The sequence below is a fragment of the Burkholderia sp. IT-111MI5 genome (assembly GCF_949752865.1).
GTDB classification, from domain to species: Bacteria; Pseudomonadota; Gammaproteobacteria; order Burkholderiales; family Burkholderiaceae; genus Burkholderia; species Burkholderia pyrrocinia_C.
On sequence record NZ_CATKIF010000044.1, the window covers coordinates 43,667 to 64,671 of the forward strand.

At 68.2% G+C, this 21,005-nt stretch carries 14 protein-coding genes; 7 read left to right on the forward strand and 7 right to left on the reverse strand.

The window, feature by feature from the left end; translation table 11 throughout:
- Positions 1–252: 252 nt before the first annotated feature.
- The 4 genes from ACM6JT_RS24880 to ACM6JT_RS24895 are packed head-to-tail and all read left to right on the forward strand — an operon-like array spanning position 253 to position 5,363.
- A complete protein-coding gene (locus ACM6JT_RS24880) occupies positions 253–957 on the forward strand; it encodes a response regulator transcription factor (RefSeq protein WP_034183383.1) in 705 nt (234 codons plus the stop codon).
- Positions 954–2,315, forward strand: a complete 1,362-nt coding sequence (locus ACM6JT_RS24885) for a FecR domain-containing protein (RefSeq protein WP_414857525.1) — start codon at positions 954–956, stop codon at positions 2,313–2,315. Before ACM6JT_RS24880 ends, ACM6JT_RS24885 begins: the two co-directional genes overlap by 4 nt.
- Positions 2,316–2,325: 10 nt before the next feature.
- Positions 2,326–4,713 (forward strand): CHASE2 domain-containing protein, encoded by a 2,388-nt coding sequence (locus ACM6JT_RS24890; protein WP_414857526.1) that lies wholly within the window; start codon positions 2,326–2,328, stop codon positions 4,711–4,713.
- 35 nt (positions 4,714–4,748) lie between these two features.
- Positions 4,749–5,363 carry a DUF4136 domain-containing protein gene (locus tag ACM6JT_RS24895; protein WP_034183386.1) on the forward strand — a complete coding sequence of 205 codons (615 nt, stop codon included), beginning with the start codon at positions 4,749–4,751 and terminating at the stop codon, positions 5,361–5,363.
- A 52-nt stretch (positions 5,364–5,415) separates the two neighbouring features.
- Here ACM6JT_RS24895 and galU read toward each other — a convergent pair whose 3' ends face one another.
- Positions 5,416–6,300: a UTP--glucose-1-phosphate uridylyltransferase GalU gene (galU, locus tag ACM6JT_RS24900; protein ID WP_034183387.1), complete on the reverse strand. Its 885-nt coding sequence runs from the start codon at positions 6,298–6,300 to the stop codon at positions 5,416–5,418.
- An 87-nt stretch (positions 6,301–6,387) separates the two neighbouring features.
- A complete protein-coding gene (locus ACM6JT_RS24905) occupies positions 6,388–9,255 on the reverse strand; it encodes a valine--tRNA ligase (protein WP_217590429.1) in 2,868 nt (955 codons plus the stop codon).
- 213 nt (positions 9,256–9,468) lie between these two features.
- Between ACM6JT_RS24905 and ACM6JT_RS24910 the strand changes: the two genes are divergently transcribed.
- Together ACM6JT_RS24910 and ACM6JT_RS24915 are read left to right on the forward strand one after the other, a co-directional pair.
- Positions 9,469–11,832, forward strand: a complete 2,364-nt coding sequence (locus ACM6JT_RS24910) for a UvrD-helicase domain-containing protein (RefSeq protein WP_034183475.1) — start codon at positions 9,469–9,471, stop codon at positions 11,830–11,832.
- A complete protein-coding gene (locus ACM6JT_RS24915; RefSeq protein ID WP_407971371.1) occupies positions 11,829–12,626 on the forward strand; it encodes a 5'-methylthioadenosine/adenosylhomocysteine nucleosidase in 798 nt (265 codons plus the stop codon). The genes ACM6JT_RS24910 and ACM6JT_RS24915 overlap by 4 nt, the downstream gene beginning before the upstream one ends.
- Positions 12,627–12,692: 66 nt before the next feature.
- Here ACM6JT_RS24915 and ACM6JT_RS24920 read toward each other — a convergent pair whose 3' ends face one another.
- Complete coding sequence (locus ACM6JT_RS24920) at positions 12,693–13,931, reverse strand: MFS transporter (protein WP_034183390.1); 1,239 nt, start codon at positions 13,929–13,931, stop codon at positions 12,693–12,695.
- Between the two features lie 404 nt (positions 13,932–14,335).
- Between ACM6JT_RS24920 and ACM6JT_RS24925 the strand changes: the two genes are divergently transcribed.
- Positions 14,336–16,018, forward strand: a complete 1,683-nt coding sequence (locus ACM6JT_RS24925) for a methyl-accepting chemotaxis protein (protein ID WP_034183391.1) — start codon at positions 14,336–14,338, stop codon at positions 16,016–16,018.
- A 21-nt stretch (positions 16,019–16,039) separates the two neighbouring features.
- On the opposite strand, the gene ACM6JT_RS24930 is transcribed toward ACM6JT_RS24925, so the two are convergent.
- From ACM6JT_RS24930 to ACM6JT_RS24945, 4 genes are read right to left on the reverse strand one after another with little or no spacing between them, the layout of a single operon-like run.
- Complete coding sequence (locus ACM6JT_RS24930; protein ID WP_034183392.1) at positions 16,040–16,915, reverse strand: HlyD family secretion protein; 876 nt, start codon at positions 16,913–16,915, stop codon at positions 16,040–16,042.
- Between the two features lie 12 nt (positions 16,916–16,927).
- On the reverse strand, positions 16,928–17,131 hold the full coding sequence (locus ACM6JT_RS24935; RefSeq protein ID WP_011351756.1) for a DUF1656 domain-containing protein: 204 nt from the start codon (positions 17,129–17,131) through the stop codon (positions 16,928–16,930).
- Entirely contained in the window at positions 17,128–19,332 is a 2,205-nt protein-coding gene (locus ACM6JT_RS24940; RefSeq protein ID WP_131946475.1) for an FUSC family protein, read from the reverse strand. The genes ACM6JT_RS24935 and ACM6JT_RS24940 overlap by 4 nt, the downstream gene beginning before the upstream one ends.
- A 15-nt stretch (positions 19,333–19,347) precedes the next feature.
- Positions 19,348–20,907, reverse strand: a complete 1,560-nt coding sequence (locus tag ACM6JT_RS24945; protein WP_414857527.1) for an efflux transporter outer membrane subunit — start codon at positions 20,905–20,907, stop codon at positions 19,348–19,350.
- Positions 20,908–21,005 lie beyond the last annotated feature (98 nt).

Below are 21,005 nucleotides of genomic sequence, written 5' to 3' on the forward strand. Positions count from 1 at the left end.
GGAAGGATTATTCGAAGAAAGAACGGTAGTCCGCGCAATTTCTTGGCGAATTTCATACTACTATGATGAAATCGCCGGTTCGTCCGCGCCCCGTTTTTGAGATATTTAGCCGGGGTCGCCGGTTTGCGCAGGTGGCGCGAGCGGCGAACGACGGCTCGCCGGCCCGTATCCGGAAGGAAGCCGCGCGCGTTGCGCTGCGAGGTGGGTGCGGGGAGCTGAACTGGACGAATCGATTTCGATTTGCGGGGTGCTATGAGAATTGCTGTACTGGATGACGATCCGGCCCAGACGGATTTCGTCAGTCAAACGCTGACGGCCGTTGGCCATACGTGCTACGCGTTCAAGGAAGGCAAGGCCCTGAAGAAGCGTCTGCAGCGCGAAACGTTCGATCTGCTGGTGCTCGACTGGAACGTGCCCGACATGTCCGGCGAGGAAGTGCTCAAGTGGGTGCGCGCCAACCAGACCGAGCACAGCCTGCCGATCATCTTCATGACGAGCCGCGACGACGAGGCGGGGATCACGCAGATCCTCAACGCCGGCGCCGACGACTACGTGGTCAAGCCCGTGTCGGGCCCGATCCTGCGCGCGCGCATCGGCTCTCTGCTGCGCCGCGCGTATCCGGTCAACGCCGAGGCGACCGTTCGCGAATTCGATCAATTCCGTTTCGACGTGAACCTGAAGCAGGCCTACGTCGGCGACAAGCCCGTGAGCCTGACGCAGAAGGAATTCGAACTCGCGCTGCTGCTGTTCCAGCATCTCGACCGGCCGCTGTCGCGCGCACACATTCTCGATCTCGTGTGGAAGCAGGCGACCGACATCCCGTCGCGCACGATGGATACGCACATCTCGATGCTGCGCACCAAGCTCGGCCTGCGGCCCGAAAACGGCTATCGCCTCGCGCCGATCTACGGCTACGGCTACCGGCTCGAGCGGGTCGGCCAGGGAGAACCGGAGTGACCGCGGGAATCTCGCAGCGTACGGCAAACCTGCGCACGATGGCGCTGCGCACGGCCTGCGCGGTCACGTTTGCAGTCGCCGCGCAGCATGCGGCCGCGCAGCCGCCCGCTGCGGCGGGCAAGATGGTCGTCTACCGCACGCAGGCGGGCGACACGCTGTACGACGTCGCCGCGCGCTACCTGCAGGGCGCGGACGACTGGCAACTGCTCCAGCAGATCAACGGCGTGCCCGCGCCGAAGCACCTGCAGCCCGGCATCGCGCTGAAGCTGCCGGTCGCGCGCCTGCGCAAGGAAAAGCTGACCGCGCGCGTCGTCGCGGTGCAGGGCACGGCCGAGCGCGCGTCCGGCGACGCGTACGCGCCGCTGGCGAACGATACGACGCTCGTCGAGGGCGACCGCGTGCGCACGGGTGCGAATGGCTTCGTAACGCTCGAACTCGCCGACGGCACGCACATGAGCCTGCCGCCCGACAGCCAGCTCGACCTGAAGGCGCTGCGCCGCACCGTGCTGACCGGCGCGCTCGATCGCCAGTTCGAACTCACGCGCGGCTCGGTCGACAGCGAAGTCACTCATCTGAAGAAACGCGACGACCGCTTCCAGATCCGCTCGCCGTCGGTCGTGGCCGGCGTGCGCGGCACGCGCTTTCGCGTGAACTACGACGCGGCCGGCAATGCGTCGACGCGCGTCGAAGTGCTCGACGGCACCGTCGGCGTCGCGGGCGGCCGGCAATCGGCCAAGCCGACGCTCGTGCATGCGAACTTCGGCAGCGTCGCGACGTCGTCCGGTGCGGTCGGCGCGCCCGTCGCGCTGCCGGCCGCGCCGGCGCTCGCGCATCCCGACAAGGTGCAGGACGAACCCGACGTCGCGTTCGACGTCGTGCCGCAGGCGAACGCGCATGCGTACCGCGTGCAGCTCGCGCACGATGCGGGGCTGCTGGACCTGTTCCGCGAAACGCGCACCGATTCGCCGCGCGCGGTCTTCCGCGACGTACCGAACGGGAACTACTTCGTGCGGATCGCCGCGATCGATGCCAACGGCCTCGAGGGGCTGCCGCGCACCTATGCGTTCGAGCGTCGCGTGATGGGGCTCGACGCGAGCGCGTCGCCCGGTGCGGATGGCTACGAGTTCCGCTGGTCGCCGAACGGTTCGGGCAAGGACGCGCGCTACCGGTTCGTGCTGTCGCGCTCGAAGGACCTGAGCGCGCCGGTCGTCGACCAGGTCGGCCTGCATGCGCGCCAGATCACCGTCGCGCACCTGCCGCCGGGCGATTATTTCTGGGCGGTGACCGTCGAGGAGTTCGAAGGCGGCAAGTTCTACGAGAAGACCAGTCCGGTCAGCGCGTTCACGCTGTCGCGCTGACCCGCGGCGCATGAAACCCGGCTCCGTTTCCCCACGGCGGCACCTCGGCCGCCGCTTCCTGATCGAATGGATCGCGATCGGCTGCCTCGGGATCGCGGTGATCCTCGCGTGTGCGCTCGGCCGCCTGTCGTCGAGCGTCGACGGGCTGATCTACGACCGGCTGCTGATGCTGCGCAGCCTGCCGCTGTCGCCCGACGTGGTCGTCGTCGACATCGACAACCAGAGCGTATCGGCGCTCGGCCGCTGGCCGTGGCCGCGCGACGTGCATGCGCGGCTGCTCGACACGCTGGCGCGCGCGCAGCCGGCCGCCGTCGTCTACGACGTGCTGTTTACCGAACCGTCGCCGGAGGATCGCGCGTTCGCGGACGCGATGAGCCACGTGCCGACCTTCCTGCCGGTGCTGCTGAGCCCCGAGCAGGCGGACGGCACGCGTACCGTCGATCCGCCGGTGGCCACGCTCGCGGCGCGCGCGACGGGGCTCGGTCACATCAATCTCGAAGTCGATCGCGACGGCATCGTGCGCAGCGTCGCGCTGTTCGAAAGCGACGGCCGCGTGCGCTGGCCGCAACTGATGGTGCCCGTGTACCGCGCGATCCAGGCCGGCCGGCTGCATCCGGCCGGCGGCGCGCCGGGCGCGAACGCGCACGACCTGTCGCGCGACGCGGCCGGCGAGGGCCGCTACCTGATTCCGTTCAGCCGCAACACGCCCGAGTATCCGACGCTGTCGTTCGACGACGTGCTCGAAGGGCGCGTGAAGCCCGACGCGCTGCGCGGCAAGATCGTCGTCGTCGGCGTGACCGCTTCCGGGCTGTACGACCGCTTCGCGACGCCCGTATCCGGCGATTTCGGCCCGCTCGCCGGCGTGTATATCCACGCCAACGTGCTCGACATGCTGGCGACCGGCAGCGCGATCTCGCCGGCATCGCGCGCGGGGCTGTTCGCCGCGTCGCTGCTGCCGCTCGCCGCGCTGCTGGGCGGCTTCCTGATGCTGTCGCCGTGGCGCGCGCTGCTGCTGACGCTGAGCCTCGCCGCGCTCGCCGTCGTCGCGAGCATGGCGCTGCTGTTCGAGGCGCGCATCTGGCTGTCGCCGGCGCCGGCGATCTTCGGGCTGATCGCCGTCTACCCGATCTGGAACTGGCGGCGCCTCGAAATGACGATGTCGTACCTGCGCCGCGAACTGCAGCGGCTCGCCGACGAGCCGCACCTGCTGCCCGAGGCGCCGCGCACGCGCAGCGTCGGCGGCGACGTGCTCGAGCGCCAGATGGCGCTGATGGCGCAAGCCGCGCAGCGCGTGCAGGACATGAAGCGCTTCGTGTGGGACAGCCTCGACAGCATGCCCGAGCCGATCTTCGTGACCGACCTGGCCGGCACCGTGCTGATCGCGAACCATGCGGCGAAGCGCTACGGGTCGCGGCTCGCGCTGCCGCTGCCGGAAGGGCGGCCGCTGCGCACCGCGCTCGGCGAGCTGACGTTCATGAAGACCGTCGACGGCAACGCCGAACACGATGCGGCGATCCGCGAGCACTGGCCGGCCGCGCTCGACCCGACGCTCGAGGCCGAGCACGACGCGATGGCGCGCGGCATCGAGGTGCGCGACCGCGACGGGCTCGACCATCTGTTACGCTACGCCGCCTGCACGAATGCGCAGGGCCGCGTGACGGGCTGGATTGCCGGCCTCGTCGACGTGACCGAACTGCACGCGGCCGAGCGGCATCGCGAGGAAGCGCTGCACCTGCTGTCGCACGACATGCGCTCGCCGCAGGCTTCGATCCTCGCGCTCGTCGAGATCGAGCGCGACCGCGTCGAGACCGATGCGATGCGCGGGCTGCTCGCGCGGGTCGAGCGCTACGCGCACCGCGCGCTGTCGCTTGCCGACGAGTTCGTGCAGCTGGCGCGCGCGGAGTCGCAGGCGTACCAGCTCGAAGTGACGAGCCTCGTCGACGTGCTGATCGATGCAAGCGACGAGGTATGGCCGCAGGCGCAGGCGAAGCACATCCGCATCGACACCGAGGTCGGCACCGACATGTGCTGGGTGCGCGCGGACCGCTCGCTGATCACGCGCGCGTTCGTGAACCTGCTGAACAACGCAGTCAAATACAGTCCGTCCGACACCGTGATCACGTGTACGCTGACGGTCGAGCACGCGTCGAAGCGGATGTTCTGTACGATTCGCGATCAGGGGTACGGCATTGCGCCGGAAGATCAGCGGCATCTGTTCGAGCGTTTCAAGCGATTCCATGCCGGCGAGCGGCCCGAGATCCCGGGTTCCGGGCTCGGCATGGCATTCGTGAAGACGGTCGTCACGCGCCATGGGGGCAGCGTGTCGGTCGACAGCGAAGTGGGCGTCGGCACCGCGGTGACGGTGTCGCTGCCCGCGATCGACGAGCCGTCCGCCTGACAGGGCCGGGCGCGACGGCAGGACTGGGGAAAGCCATGAGAAAGGAATGGGCAGCGACCGCGCTGGCGGCGTCGTTGTTGACGGGTTGCGCCGGCGTGACGAGCGGCGTGAGTGCGGTCGGGCAGCCGAATGCATTTGCAGCCGGCGCGCACGGCTACGATTTCGTCCGGACGGCCGCGCAGGCCGACGATGCCGAATACCGGCAGGTCGAGGCGCTCGTGCGCGACGAACTCGCGCGCCGCGGCTTCGACGCGCAGCCGCTCAAGGACGCGCGCTACCGGCTGTCGATCGCCTATGCGACGCAGCCGGCGGCGGTCGCGGCCATCGCCGACCAGTGCGGCGCCGCGAGCAGCGCGTGCGTGACGGTGGACGGGCCGTCGCCGTTCGCGCTGCCGTTCGCGGGTGGCGTGTATCGCCACGTGCTGACGCTGCGTTTCGTCGATGCGAAATCGGGCGCCGACGTCTATCGCGTGACGGCCGCGCTGCGCGATCGCGAACCGGGCACGCAGCAGGCCGCGCCGGCGCTCGTGAAGAGCGCGCTCGCGAAGGTGCCGTTCGGCGATGGCGGCGGCTGGCTCGTGAAGACGAAAAAAGACGACGCGGGCGGGATGCCGGGCGTCGTCTCGGTGAAGCCGGCCGAAGCGCGCTGAGCGCCGACCGGTGAGGTGAGGGCGGGCCCGCCGGGGCGAGCCCTTGCCGCGCTCAGGCGGCCGGTTGCGCGCCGCCGCGCGTGCGCAGGTATTCGTCGAATTCCGCGCCGACTTCCGGATGGCGCAGCGCGAATTCGACCGTCGCCTTCAGGTAGCCGAGCTTGCTGCCGCAGTCGTAGCGCGTGCCCTGGTACTTGTAGGCCAGCACCTGTTCGTCGGCGAGCAGCGCCTGGATCGCGTCGGTGAGCTGCAGTTCGCCGCCCGCGCCCGGCTTCAGCGCGCGCAGGTGTTCGAAGATCCGCGGCTTCAGGATGTAGCGGCCGACCACGCCGAGGTTCGACGGCGCGACTTCCGGCGCGGGCTTCTCGACGATCGCCGACATCTTGACGATCGACTCTTCCCATTCCTTGCCGTCGACGATCCCGTACGACTTCGTCTCCGACGGCGGGATCTCTTCGACGCCGATCACCGAGCTGTGATAGTGGTCGAACACGTCGACCATCTGCTTCATCACGGGCGGGTTGCCGTCGAGCAGGTCGTCCGCGAGGATCACCGCGAACGGGTTGTCGGCCACGAGCTTCTCCGCGCACAGCACCGCATGGCCGAGGCCGAGCGCTTCCGGCTGACGCACGTAGAAGCAGTCGACATGGCTCGGCTTGATGCTGCGCACGAGCTCGAGCAGCTTTTCCTTGCCGCGCGCCTCGAGCTCGGCTTCGACCTCGTACGACTTGTCGAAATGATCCTCGATCGCGCGCTTGCTGCGCCCGGTGACGAAAATCATCTCGGTGATGCCCGCGGCGATCGCTTCCTCGACTGCGTACTGGATCAGCGGCTTGTCGACGACCGGCAGCATTTCCTTCGGGCTCGCCTTCGTTGCCGGCAGGAACCGCGTGCCGAGGCCGGCAACGGGGAATACCGCCTTGGTGACTTTCAACATGATCGAACCTTTATTCCTGTAATCGACTTGTCAGACGATGTATGTTCACGTCCGCATTATAGTGAACGCAAACGGCCTTACGGTTTGTTACGCAGGCAACCGATCGAGCTGCGCACGCAGTTTCTCGAGCGTGCTCTGGAATTCGGCGACGCGCTTCTGCTCCTGTTCGACCACGGCCGGCGGCGCTTTCGCGACGAATGCCTCGTTGCCGAGCTTCGCGTTGCACTTCGCGATTTCGCCCGTCAGGCGCGCGATTTCCTTCGACAGGCGCTCGCGTTCGGCCGCGACGTCGATTTCCACCTTCAGCACCAGCTTGTTCGGGCCGACGATCGCGATCGGCGCGCCGTGCGCTTCCTTGTCGAGCGTCGCTTCGTCCGCGAGGATCTGCACTTCCGACAGGCGCGCGAGCGCCTGGACGTACGGCGCGAACGAGCGCAGGCGCTCGGCATCGCCGGCCGCGAGCAGCGGCACCTTCGTCGCCGGCGACAGGTTCATCTCGCCGCGCAGGTTGCGGCATGCGTCGACGATCGCCTTCAGGTCCGCCGCCCACTGCTCGGACGCCTCGTCGATCTTCTGCAGGTTGGCAACCGGATACGCCTGCGTCATCAGCGACGCTTCGCCCTCGGCCTTGCCTTGCGGATAGCGGCCCGCGAGCGGCGCGACCTTCTGCCAGAGCGCTTCGGTGATGAACGGGATGACCGGGTGCGCGAGACGCAGCACCGTCTCGAGCACGCGCAGCAGCGTGCGGCGCGTGGCGCGCTGCTGTTCCGGCGTGCCGTTCTGGATCTGCACCTTCGCGAGTTCGAGATACCAGTCGCAGTACTCGTCCCACACGAACTTGTAGATGCTGGTCGCGACGTTGTCGAAGCGGTAGTCGGCAAAGCCCTTCGCGATGTCGGCCTCGGTACGCTGCAGCAGCGACACGATCCAGCGGTCGGCCGCCGAGAAGTCGAGGTAGCCGCCGGGGCCGCAGTCGCCCGCGCCGCAGACTTCCGGCTTGTCGGCGCCGCAGTCGTGGCCTTCGCAGTTCATCAGCACGAAGCGCGTCGCGTTCCACAGCTTGTTGCAGAAGTTGCGATAGCCTTCGCAGCGCGCGAGGTCGAAGTTCACGTTGCGGCCGAGCGTCGCCATCGACGCCATCGTGAAGCGCAGCGCGTCGGTGCCGAACGCGGGAATGCCGTCCGGGAATTCCTTGCGCGTCTTCTTCTCGATCGTCGCGGCCTGCTTCGGATTCATCAGGCCCGTCGTGCGCTTCGCGACCAGCGTCTCGAGATCGATGCCGTCGACGATGTCGATCGGGTCGAGCGTATTGCCCTTGCTCTTCGACATCTTCTGGCCTTCCGCGTCGCGCACGAGGCCGTGCACGTAGACGGTGTGGAACGGCACCTTGCCGGTGAAGTGCGTGGTCATCATCACCATCCGGGCGACCCAGAAGAAGATGATGTCGAAGCCCGTGACGAGCACCGACGACGGCAGGAAGTGCTTCAGTTCAGGCGTCTCGTTCGGCCAGCCGAGCGACGAGAACGGCACCAGCGCCGACGAGAACCACGTGTCGAGCACGTCTTCGTCGCGCTTCAGTGCACCCGTGTAGCCCTGCGCGGCGGCCTTCGCGCGCGCGTCTTCCTCGCTGCGCGCGACGAACACCTCGCCGTTCTCGCCGTACCACGCGGGAATCTGGTGGCCCCACCACAGCTGGCGCGAGATGCACCAGTCCTGGATGTTCTCGAGCCACTGGTAGTAGGTGGTCGTCCAGTTTTCCGGGACGAACTTGATCTGGCCGTTGCGCACGACGTCGAGCGACGTTTCGGTGATCGACTTGCCGGGATTGAACGTGCCTTCCGGTGCCGGCTTCGTCATCGCGACGAACCACTGGTCGGTCAGCATCGGCTCGATCACGACGCCCGTGCGGTCGCCGCGCGGCACCATCAGCTTGTGCGGCTTCACGGAGTCGAGGAAACCCAGCGCGTCGAGATCGGCGACGATCGCCTTGCGCGCGTCGAAGCGGTCGAGGCCGCGATACTGCTCGGGGCCGTTGTCGTTGATCTTCGCGTCGAGCGTCAGGATCTCGATCGGCGCGAGGTTGTGGCGCAGGCCGACCTGGTAGTCGTTGAAGTCGTGCGCGGGCGTGACCTTCACGACGCCCGTGCCGAACTCGCGGTCGACGTAGTCGTCGGCGATCACCGGGATCTCGCGGCCGGTCAGCGGCAGCGTGACGAGCTTGCCGATCAGGTGTGCGTAGCGCTCGTCTTCCGGATGAACCATCAGCGCGACGTCGCCGAGCATCGTCTCGGGGCGGGTGGTCGCGACGGTCAGCGTGCCCGAGCCGTCGACGAGCGGGTAGCGGATGTGCCACAGGTGGCCGTTTTCCTCTTCGCTCGCGACTTCGAGATCCGACACCGCGGTGAGCAGCACCGGATCCCAGTTGACGAGGCGCTTGCCGCGGTAGATCAGGCCCTGTTCATGGAGCGTGACGAACACGTCGCGCACGGCGGCCGACATCTTGTCGTCCATCGTGAAGTATTCGCGCGACCAGTCGGTCGATGCGCCGAGGCGGCGCACCTGGCCCGTGATCGTCGAACCGGACTGCTGCTTCCATTCCCACACGCGCTCGACGAACTTCTCGCGGCCGAGGTCGTGGCGCGACACGCCCTGCGCGTCGAGCTGGCGCTCGACGACGATCTGGGTGGCGATCCCCGCGTGGTCGGTGCCGGGCACCCACAGCGTGTTCTCGCCGAGCATCCGGTGATAGCGGGCGAGGCCGTCCATGATCGTCTGGTTGAACGCATGGCCCATGTGCAGCGTGCCCGTCACGTTCGGCGGCGGCAACTGGATCGCGAAATCGGGGCGGGACGGATCGAACGCCGGGGCGGCATAGCCGCGTTTTTCCCACTCCGGCCCCCATTGGGACTCGATGGTATGGGGCTCGAAGCTCTTCGCAAGCGTGTTGTCGCTCATGTTGGAAATCTGCCGAAAAATGCGTGAATTGGATGCCGAATCCGACAATTATAAATGGATGCACATCGACCAGCCATCGCGTTGCCGGCGCGGGCTTGTCGCGAAGCGGCCGCAACGCGCTTGCGGCGCTCGACCGAACAGATCGGGAACGGCATCGCGCCGCCGACTTATAATGTCGGGTCCGCATTTTTCTCGCCCGTCCGCCGCCGCTCCATGCCCGATCTGCTCGCCAATCTGAACCCCGAACAACACGCCGCCGTCACGTTGCCGAACGAACCGGCGCTGATCCTCGCAGGGGCGGGCAGCGGCAAGACCCGCGTGCTGATCACGCGCATCGCATGGCTGATCCAGCAGGGCTACGCGTCGCCGCCCACCGTGCTCGCCGTCACCTTCACGAACAAGGCCGCGCGCGAGATGATGGCGCGCCTGTCGGCGATGATGCCGATCGACACGCGCGGGATGTGGATCGGCACGTTCCACGGCCTGTGCAACCGGATGCTGCGCACGCACTGGCGCGATGCCGGCCTGCCGCAGACCTTCCAGATCCTCGATACGGCCGACCAGCTGTCCGCGATCAAGCGGCTGATGAAGGCGGCGAACGTCGACGACGAGAAGTACCCGCCGAAGAACGTCCAGTACTTCATCAACAACGCGAAGGAGCAGGGGCTGCGTCCCGACAAGGTCGACGCGACCGACAGCTTCAACCGCAAGTTCGTCGAGCTGTACCAGGCGTACGACCAGCAGTGCCAGCGCGAGGGCGTCGTCGATTTCCCCGAGCTGCTGCTGCGCTGCTACGAGCTGCTGGCGTACAACGCGCCGCTGCGCGCGCACTACCAGGCGCGCTTCAAGCACATCCTCGTCGACGAGTTCCAGGACACCAACAAGCTGCAATACGCGTGGCTCAAGATGCTCGCGGGCGGCCAGAACGCGATCTTCGCGGTCGGCGACGACGACCAGTCGATCTACGCGTTCCGCGGCGCGAACGTCGGCAACATGCGCGATTTCGAAGACGAATTCCGCGTGCGCAACCTGATCAAGCTCGAGCAGAACTACCGGTCGCACGGCAACATCCTCGATGCGGCGAACCAGCTGATCTCGAACAACGCGCACCGCCTCGGCAAGAACCTGCGCACCGACGCGGGCCACGGCGAGCCCGTGCGCGTGTACGAGGCCAGCACCGATTCGCAGGAAGCCGGCTGGATCGTCGAAGAGATTCGCTCGCTGATCAACACCGGGATGGCGCGCAGCGAAGTGGCCGTCCTGTACCGCAGTAACGCGCAGTCGCGCTCGATCGAGCACACGCTGATGTCGTCGGGCATCCCGTACCGCGTGTACGGCGGCCTGCGCTTCTTCGAGCGTCAGGAAGTGAAGCATGCGCTCGCGTACCTGCGCCTGATCGACAACCCGAACGACGACACGGCGTTCGTGCGCGTGGTGAACTTCCCGACCCGCGGGATCGGCGCGCGCTCGATCGAGCAACTCGCCGACGCCGCGCGCCTGTACGGCTGCTCGATGGCCGCTGCGATTCCGTACGTGACGGGCAAGGCCGGCACGAGTCTCGGCGGGTTCGCGAACCTGGTCGCGAAGATGCGCGCCGACACGCAGCAAATGAATTTGCCGGACACGGTCGAGTACGTCGTGCGCGCGAGCGGCCTCGCCGATTTCTACCAGGGCGAGCGTGAAGGGCAGGACCGTCTCGAAAACTTGCAGGAACTCGTGAACGCGGCGACCGCATTCGTCGCGGAGGAAGGCTACGGGCTCGACACGCCGGCCCGCTCGATCCCGCTGCGCGCGGGCGCGATCGCGGCGCCCGAACTCGGCGCGGCGACGGACGATCCGGCGGTCGACGTACTCGATCCCGCGTCGCCCGGCGATCCGGCGCAGAACCCCGATACGATGACGCCGCTCGCCGGCTTCCTGTCGCATGCGTCGCTGGAGGCCGGCGACAACCAGGCGCAGGCCGGGCAGGACGCCGTGCAGCTGATGACGGTGCACGCGGCGAAGGGGCTCGAATTCTCGGCCGTGTTCATCACGGGCCTCGAGGAAGGGCTGTTCCCGCACGAGAACAGCGTGCTCGAATCGGACGGCCTCGAGGAGGAGCGCCGGCTGATGTACGTCGCGATCACGCGCGCGAAGGAGCGGCTCTATCTGTCGTTCGCGCAGAGCCGGATGCTGCACGGCCAGACGCGCTACAACGTGCGCTCGCGCTTCTTCGACGAGTTGCCGGAGCACGTGCTGAAGTGGCTGACGCCGAAGGTCGAGGCCGGTTCGCGCTGGGGCGGGCGTTCGGACAACGCGGGATACGGGCGCGACTGGTTCGCGCGGCCGGGCGGCGGCAGCCGCGAGCAGATCGTCGATGCGGCGGTGTCCGCGCCGCTGCCCGCGTTCGCGGACAAGCAGCGCGCGGCCGGCGCCGGCTTTCGGGTCGGCCAGCAGGTGTTCCATACCAAGTTCGGCGAAGGCACGGTCACCGCGCTCGAAGGCAGCGGCACCGATGCGAAGGCGCAGGTGAAGTTCAAGCGGCACGGCGAGAAGTGGCTCGCGCTCGCGGTCGCGAAACTGCAGGCGGTGGAATGATGAGCACCGACATGGTTGATATGCCTGCGACGCGCCCGCTCGGCATTCTGGCCGCGCTGCCCGAGGAACTCGGCGACCTGATCGCCGCGATGCGCGCCGACGGCGCGATGAAGACGATCACGTTCGGCCGCCGCGATTACCACGTCGGCACCGTGCACGGCGCGGCCTGCGTCGTCACGCTCGCGCGGGTCGGCAAGGTCGCGGCCGCCGCGACGGTCAGCGCGCTGATCCATGTGTTCGGCGTGGCGGGCGTCGTGTTTACCGGCGTCGCGGGCGGCGTGTCGCGCACGGTGCGCGTCGGCGACGTCGTCGTGGCCGACATGCTGCTGCAGCACGATCTCGACGCATCGCCGCTCTTTCCGCGCTACGAGGTGCCGCTGCTCGGCATCACGCGCTTCGCGACCGACGCGGCACTGACGGCCCGTCTCAGGGCCGCGTGCATGCTGTTCGTCGCGGAAGAGGGCGCGTTGTTCGCCGAACGCTTCGGGCTCGCCGGCGCGACGCTGCACGCAGGGCTCGTCATCAGCGGCGACCGCTTCGTGTCGAGCGAGCGCGAGGTCGTCACGCTGCGCGATGCGCTGCCGGACGCGCTCGCGGTCGAAATGGAAGGCGCGGCGATCGCGCAGGTGTGCGCGGAGCACGACGTGCCGTTCGCGCTGGTGCGCACGATCTCCGATACGGCCGACGATCATGCGACGCAGTCGTTCTCGCACTTCCTGTCGGCGATCGCGAGCAGCTATTCGTCCGGCATCCTCAAGCGTTTCCTGACGCTCCATGCGGCGACGGCGGCCTGAAGCCGCCGTCGTTTTCTCCGTACAAGCCTTTGGGCCGGCCGCGGCGAGCACGCCGCGGCCGGCTTGTCACGCCTTCTTGCGCCGGCTGCTTTCGAGGTTCGGCAGGAACACCGTCAGCACGCCGATCAGCGGCAGGAACGAACACACCTTGTAGACGAACGTGATGCTCGTCGCGTCGGCGAGCTGGCCGAGCACGGCCGCGCCGACGCCGCCGAGGCCGAACGCGAAGCCGAAGAACAGGCCCGCGACCATCCCGACCTTGCCGGGCATCAGTTCCGTCGCATAGACGAGGATCGCGGCGAACGCCGACGCCAGCACGATGCCGATGATCACGGTCAGCACGCTCGTCCAGAACAGGTTCGCGTACGGCAGCAGCAGCGTGAACGGCGCGACGCCGAGGATCGACACCCAGATCACGTACTTGCGGCCGATCCGGTCGCCGACCGGCCCGCCGATCAGCGTGCCGGCCGCCACGGCCGCGAGGAACACGAACAGGTGGATCTGCGCGGCCTGCACCGACAGGTGGAACTTGTCGATCAGGTAGAACGTGAAATAGCTGTTGATGCTCGCGAGGTAGAAGTACTTCGAGAACACGAGCAGCACCAGCACGCCGATCGCGCCGATCACGCGGCCGCGCGACAGCGTCGGGTGGCCGGCCGCCGCGGCCTTCTTCTTCATCGACGGATGCTTCTTGTACCAGTGGCCGATCTGCGTGAGCACGACCATCGCGACGAGCGCGGCCGCGGAGAACCACGCGATGCTGTGCTGGCCGTGCGGAATGATCACGAGCGCGGCGAGCAGCGGCCCGAGCGCGGAGCCCGCGTTGCCGCCGACCTGGAACACCGACTGCGCGAGCCCGTGCTGGCCGCCCGACGCCATCCGCGCGACGCGCGACGACTCGGGATGGAATACCGACGAGCCGCAGCCGACCAGCGCCGCGGCCGCCAGCAGCATCGGAAAGCTCGTCGCGACCGACATCAGCAGCAGCCCCGCGAGCGTGAAGCCCATGCCGACCGGCAGCGAATACGGCTTCGGACGCTTGTCGGTATAGAGGCCGATGAGCGGCTGCAGCAGCGACGCGGTGATCTGGTAGGTGAGCGTGATCAGGCCGATCTGCGCGAACGACAGCGCGAACTGGCTCTTGAGCATCGGATAGATCGCGAGGATCAACGACTGGATCATGTCGTTGAGCATGTGCGAGAAGCTGATCGCGCCGAGCACCGGATAGACGGTGCGCGATGCGGGGGGCGCGGACGGCTGCGCGGCGGCTGCGCCGGCGGCTCCGGTGTCGAGGCTGGTTTCCATGTGAGCTGAACGAGTTGAGGTAACGGGCGCGCTCTGATGGGGATCGGCGCGTTTGGAATCGTTGATGCGTCAAAGAAGTGTAATGTGGCGCATCAGGAATGTCAGGCCAAGTTTTATCGCGAATCGGACATTCATCCGACAGATCGGCCGCTGCCCGTTTTTTTGACCGGGTATAACGCTGGCGGCGCGTCTGCCTGATTGCGAGGCCGCGCCGGAGCCCGGTTGCGTGTTTTACCGGACTCAAGAAACGGCGGTGGCGGCCGTAGAACGACCCAATGACCACAGGTGCGCCGCGCCCGGCACCGGCTATCCGCCGTGCAGGCGCAGGACGCGCGGCATGGCCTGCCATCGCGGAACGCCGGAACCGACCTTTCCGGCAGCGTGATCCATACGGGGATATATCGATGAAAGCAGCATCATTGCATCCGCGGCCGGGTGCGGCCGCCGCCGCACCCGACGTTGCCGCCGGTCGCGCCGCACGGCGCCCGCGCGCGGCGCGTCGTGAGCGTCGTGAGCGCCGGCCGTGGACCGTCAAGGCGACCTTGCGCGCCGCGTTCGCGATCCTGCTGGCCGGCACGCTCGCGATCGGCGTGTTTTCGCTGTGGCAGATCAGCCGGCTGAACGCGTCGATCTCGTCGGTCTACGAGCAGGGCCACGTCGCGAGCCGCGCGGCGCAGGAAGTCCGTGCCGAGGTGCTGCGGGCGAGCCGTGCGCAGAAGATGCTGCTGACCGCGACCACCGCGAAGGAGCGCGACGAGCTGGGCGCGGAGGTCGGTGCGGGGCTCGCGTCGATCGGCCAGGCGCTCGGCACGCTGCAGCGCTACGCGGATCCGGCCGACGCCGGCGATTCGGCGCGGTTGCGCGCGTTCTCGACGGCCGTCGGCACGTGGAGCGCGCATCTGCGCGATTTCGTCGCGCTCGTGCGCGCGCAGCCGCTCGACCTGTCGCAGATGAACTGGCAGGTCGGCACGCAGGACGTGTCGCTGCTGGTCGAAACCGGCAAGCTCGAAAAGCTCGTCGCCGAACTCGTGAAGACGCGCGGCGAGAAATCGAAGGCGACGCTCGATGCGTCCGCCACCATCTTCTCGTCGTCGTTCGCGATGATCGCGATCATGACGGCCGCGCTGATCGTGCTCGCGATCGCGATCGCCGAACGCGTCGTGCGGCGCCTCGCGTCGCAGCTCGGCGGCGAGCCCGCGCACGCGAAGGCGATTGCCGCCGACATCGCGCGCGGCGACCTGACGCGGCCGATCGCGCTCGGCCGGCACGACCGCGACAGCATGGTGCGCGCGCTGGCCGAGATGCAGACGGGGCTCGCGGCGACCGTCGGCGAGATCGCCGTCAGCGCAGAGGCCATCGCGGCCGCGTCCGGCGAGATCTCGACCGGCAATCTCGACCTGTCGCGGCGCACCGAGCAGCAGGCCGTCGCGCTCGAACGCACCGCGGCCAGCATGGAGCAGCTCACGTCGACCGTGCGGCAGAACGCCGAGAACGCGCGGCAGGCGAGCACGCTCGCGGCCAATGCGTCGGCCGTTGCGGAAACGGGCGGTGAAGTCGTCGGGCGCGTGGTCGCGACGATGAGCGAGATCGACGACAGCGCGAAGAACATTCGCGAGATCATCGGCACGATCGAGGGGATCGCGTTCCAGACCAACATTCTCGCGTTGAATGCGGCGGTCGAGGCCGCGCGCGCCGGCGAACAGGGGCGCGGCTTCTCGGTGGTCGCGGGCGAGGTGCGCCTGCTCGCGCAGCGCGCGGCGACCGCGGCGAAGGAGATCCGCGCGCTGATCGGCGCATCGGTGGAGCGCGTCGCGAACGGCGCGGCGCTCGCGCACGACGCGGGCCGCACGATGGACGACGTCGTGCGCGCGGTCAAGCGCGTGACGGACATCATCGGCGAGATTTCCGCGGCATCGGACGAGCAGAGCGCCGGGATCGAAGAGATCGGCCGCGCGGTCACGCAGATGGACGCCGGCACGCAGCAGAATGCGGCGCTCGTCGAACAGGCGGCGGCCGCCGCGAACGCGCTCGACGAACAGGCGCAGGCGCTGAAGTCGCTGGTCGGGCGTTTTCGCATCGCGGCCTGAGCGCGCCAGGCCGCTCCGCGCTTACGATTTCTTCTGCTTGATCGGATCGATGATGACCGTGCAGGTCGTGCCCGCCGACAGCACCACGTCGGCCGGCACTTCGTCGATCCGGATGCGCACCGGCACGCGCTGCGCGAGGCGCACCCAGTTGAAGGTCGGGTTCACGTCCGCGACGAGGTCGCGGCTCTGCGGGTTGTCGCGATCGTAGATGCCGCGCGAGATGCTTTCGACGTGGCCCTTCATCACGCCGCCGCTCATCAGCCGCATCTCGGCCGGCGCGCCGATCTTCACGCGCGGCAGCTTGGTTTCCTCGAAGTAGCCGTAGACCCAGAACGAGTGGCTGTCGACGATCGCGAGCTTCGCCTGGCCGGCCACCGCGTAGTTGCCCTTGAACGTCTGCAGGTTCGTGATGTAGCCGTCGACCGGCGCGACGACGCGCGTGCGTTCGAGATTGAGCTTCGCGGCGTCGAGCGCGGCGATTGCCTGCTGGTACTGCGCATCGGCGCTCGACGCGCTGTGCGCCGCGTTCTCGCGGTTTTCCTTCGATACGACGAGCGCATCGAGATCGGCGCGGCGGGCCGCGTCGTCGCGGCGCATCTGCAGTTCCGCGCGGCGGGCGGCGACGGCCGCCTGCGCCTGCTCGACCGCGATCTGGTAGTGCGACGGGTCGATCTGCATGATCAGGTCGCCTTTTTTCACGAGCTGGTTGTCATGCACGGGCAGCTCGACGATCGCGCCCGACACGTCCGGCGCGACGTTGACGATCTCGGCGCGCACGCGCCCGTCGCGCGTCCACGGATCGTCCATGTAGTGCACCCACAGCGAGCGCCCGATCAGGATCGCGACGAGAAGGATGACGGCGGTCGCGACGAAGCCGAAGAGTTTTCTGAGAATCATGATGGTTCGGAATCAACGGTAAACGGCAAGACTCAGTCCGCCGCAAATGCAGACGAGAAGGCAGGCCCGGAACAGCGACGGGTGCCAGACCAGACGGTAGAGGCCTGTATAGGCGAGCAGGCGGTCGACGGCCCAGGTCGCGAGCGCGCCGAGGACGAACATCAGCACCACCGTGGGCATGTAGGCATCGAGAATGGCGATTTCACGCGGCATCATGACGAGGCTCCTGGTTGGGGACGCACGGGGCGGTTGCGGTTGAGCGGCTCGAGCGGCGATTCCGGATCGAGCAGCGCGGTGCGCACGAAATGCAGATGGCTCAGGATGCGCTGCAGCCGGTGGCGCTCGTCGCGCGTCGGCTCGAACGCGTCGAGCGTCTGCCGGGTCGCATCGATTGCGGCATTGGTCGCGGCGAGCGTCGCATCGAAGCGCGCGGCGCTCGGTTTCGCGAACAGCGTCGACAGCGAGCCGCGCATCGTCTCGATCGCGCGACGCCACGGCATCGCCGGCGCATAGCGCGGGTCGGACGGCAGCGTCGCCAGCTCGTGGCGCAGGTCGATCGCCGCGTTGCCGGTTTCGAGCACCGCGAACATCCAGCGCAGCGCGTCGCGCTGCACGTCGGGCTGGTCGGCCGACAGCGTGTGGGCCTGGTACATCAGGTCGCGCGCGCCGCTCTCGAAGCGCGTGCGCAAGCCGGCGAGCCGCGCGTGGCAGGCCGCGACGGCCTGGTGGCGCAGGTCGGCGAACAGCCGCTTCTTGAGCCACGGCGCGGTCGGCGGGAACAGCACCGCGAACGCGATCGCCGACGCCAGCATCGACAGCACGAGCGCGAGCGCGTCGTTCATGAAGCTGGTCGGATCGTAGTGCGTGATGTTGTCCGGGCCGGCGAGGAAGCTGAAGAAGATCAGGTAGCCCATCCCGTAGCCCGCGAGCTTCGGCTTCAGCGTCATGAAGATGCCGATCGCGAGCAGCGGCGCGAGCGCGACGCACAGCAGCGGGAAGCCGTCGATGTGCGGATAGATGCCGAACGTCAGCAGGAAACCCGTGCACACGGCGAGTGCCGTTCCCATGCCCATCTGCGCGGACATCGCGGTCGGGCGCGGCGTCGACGACGCGAGCGCGCAGGTGGCCGCCGCCGTCAGCGTGAGCGTCACGCCGCTCGGCCATGCGCTCTCGATCCAGAACCAGCCGAGCACGAGGATCACGGTCGCGGTGCGAATCGCTGCGATCACCATCGCCGTCATGTTGGTGCGCGGCTCGTAGCGTTCGATCCAGCGCTCGCGTTCGTGCGTCGCGGTCGACAGCGACGCATAGGTCGCCGCGTACTCGTGCAGGTCGGTGATGAAGCGGTACAGCAGTTCGGCGGCCGTATCGAAGTCGAGCAGCGGAAAGTCCGGCTGCGTTTCGAGCGCCGCACGGGTCGCGCGGATGCGGCGCGGCAGCGCGTCGCGCCATGCGAGCAGTTGCTCGGCCGCGTGCCCCGCGTCGGTCGACGTGCGCACGGGTTCGCCCGTGGGCGTCAGCAGCAGCGGCGCGATCTCGCGGAAGTACGGCTCGATCGCGTCGATCGCGGCCTGCGCGCCGGCCGCATGCAGCCGGTTCATCAACTGGTGCAGCGCATGGAAACGGCTCGACGCGCTCATGAACTCGCTGTTCAGCCGCGCGAGGCGGCCGCTGCGCATCCGCGTATCCGGATCCTCGAATACGGCCATGCTGCGCGCGGCCTCGAACCCGACCACGTCGGCGACGAAGCGCGTATGGATGGTTTCGATATGCGCGCGGTCGAGCTTGCCCGACAGCGCCGAAGCGACATAGTCGACGAAGCTGCCGAAGCGCTTGCGCACCGTCGTGCGCATCTGCTCGCCCGTGTACTGCGGAAACACGAGCGCGCTGACCACGCCGGCCGACACGATCCCGACCATGATTTCGGCAACGCGCGTCAGCGCGCTCATGAACGCGCCGTCCGGGTGCTGCGAAGCGGGCAGCCCGATCAGCGCGGTCGTGTAGCCGGCCAGCAGGAAGCCGTAGCTGCGGAAGTTGCGGTTGCGTGCGGCGCCGGCCGTGCACAGCGCGACCCACAGTGCGACCGCCAGCAGGAACAGCTGCGGCTGCTGCGGAAACAAGCCGACGAACGTGAGCGTCGCGATGAGCCCGAAGATCGTGCCGGCGACGCGGTAGAAGCTCTTCGCGAGCACCGCGCCGCTTTGCGGCTGCATCACGATGAACACCGTGGTCATCGCCGTTTTCGGCGCGGGCAGGTCGAGCCGCATCGATACGCCGGTCGCGATGAACGCGGCGAGCAGCGCCTTGAACAGGTAGAGCCACGCGGCGCCGTCGCTGCGGGCCCAGTCGCCGAACGCGGCGGACCAGGCCGCGAGCGGACCGCCGGCGTGCGTGGAAGCGGGGGAGGAGGCTGACATGGCGGTCGCTCCGCGTTACCGTGCGGCCGGCGTGCCGGTCGCGGCGACCTGCGCGGGCCGGGCAACGGCCGCCGCGGGCTTCGCGTCCGACGGGTTGGCACCGTCGGCGGGTTGGTCGTCCGCCGGAACGTCTTTGCCCGTCTCGACGCCGCCGCCGAGCGCGGCCATCAGCTGCGCGTGCGCGGCGAGGCGTTCCGCATCGATGCGGGCCGCCGTCTCCTGCGCGCGCAGCAACTGCTGTTGCGCGATCAGCACGTTCACGTAATCGGTCAGCCCGCGGCGGAAGCCCTCGCGCGACAACTGGTAGCTGCGGTCGTTGGCGGCCACCGAGCGCGCGGCGTCCTTCTTCTGCGTATCGAGCGAGCGGATTCGCACGACCTGGTCGGCGATGTCCTTGAGCGCGCCGACGATCGTCTGGTTGTAGCGCTCGACCGCCTGGTCGTAGCCGGCATTCGCCGCGCCGAGCTGCGCGCGCAGCCGGCCGCCTTCGAAGATCGGCAGCGTCAGCGCGGGGCCGGCCGTCCAGCCGCCGTTCATCGCGCGCAGGAAGTCGGTGAACGGCGCGGTCACGCCGAAGCCGCCGACCGTCGCCAGCAGGTCGATGTTCGGGTAGAACGAGGCCTTTGCGACATCGATGCCGCGCGCCTGCGCGTCGACCGTCCAGCGCGCCGCGACCACATCGGGGCGGCGGCCGAGCAGGTCGGCCGGCAGCGCCGACGGCAGGCCGGCCGGCGCGTCGAGCGCAAGCTGCGGCCGCTTGATCGCGTCGCCGGCGCCCGGGCCCTTGCCGGCCAGTGCGGCGAGCTGGTGGCGCGCGAGCTGGATCGCTTCTTCATAGCTGTCGATCTGGCGCTCGTAGTCGGGCAGCGTCGATTCCGCCTGGCTCACTTCGAGCTGCGTGCCGAGGCCGGCCTGCAGCCGCTTGCGCGCGAGATCGGCGAGCGAGCGCTGGCGTTCGAACGTTTCGTGCGCGAGGTCGAGCAGCGCATAGTTCATCGACATGCCGACATACGCGCGCACGACGTTGACTTCGAGTTCGAGCTTCGCCGCGCGCGCGTCGGCGGCGGTCGCATGCGCAGTGTCGAGCGCGCGTTCGGTCGTGTTCTTGTCCTTGCCCCACAGGTCGAGGTGGTACGACAGGCCGAGCGTGCCGGTGTTGTTCCAGGTATCGGCGTTCGCGAGCGGGCCCGGGCCGTAGAACACGTTGTCGGGCCAGTGCTCGCGCATCAGCGAAAGATTGCCGTTGATCTGCGGCAGTTCGGCCGAGCGGGCGACGCGCGCCATCGCCTGCGCTTCGCGCACGCGTGCCTCGGCGGCCGCGAGCGTCGGGTTGCCGGCCTGCGCGGCGGCGATCCAGGAATCGAGCTGCGGATCGCGGTAGGCGCGCCACCAGTCTGCCGCGGGCCAGCCCGCGTCGCGGTCGGCCGCTCGGATCGCGGCGCCGGCGTCGAGCGTGTTCGCTTCGATGCGGGCCGACTGCGGCTTGTTGTCGCCCATGCTCGCGCATCCGGCCATTATTAATGAGACTGCAAGAACCGCCAGTGCGAGCGTCCCTTTTGTCGCCGGAGACTGCACGATTTTCTCCCTTTCGGATATAGATGAGTCGGATGCGATTATATTTTTCAGTGATTCCTGAATAAACGGACAACGGTGCAAGTCATTTTTACGAATCC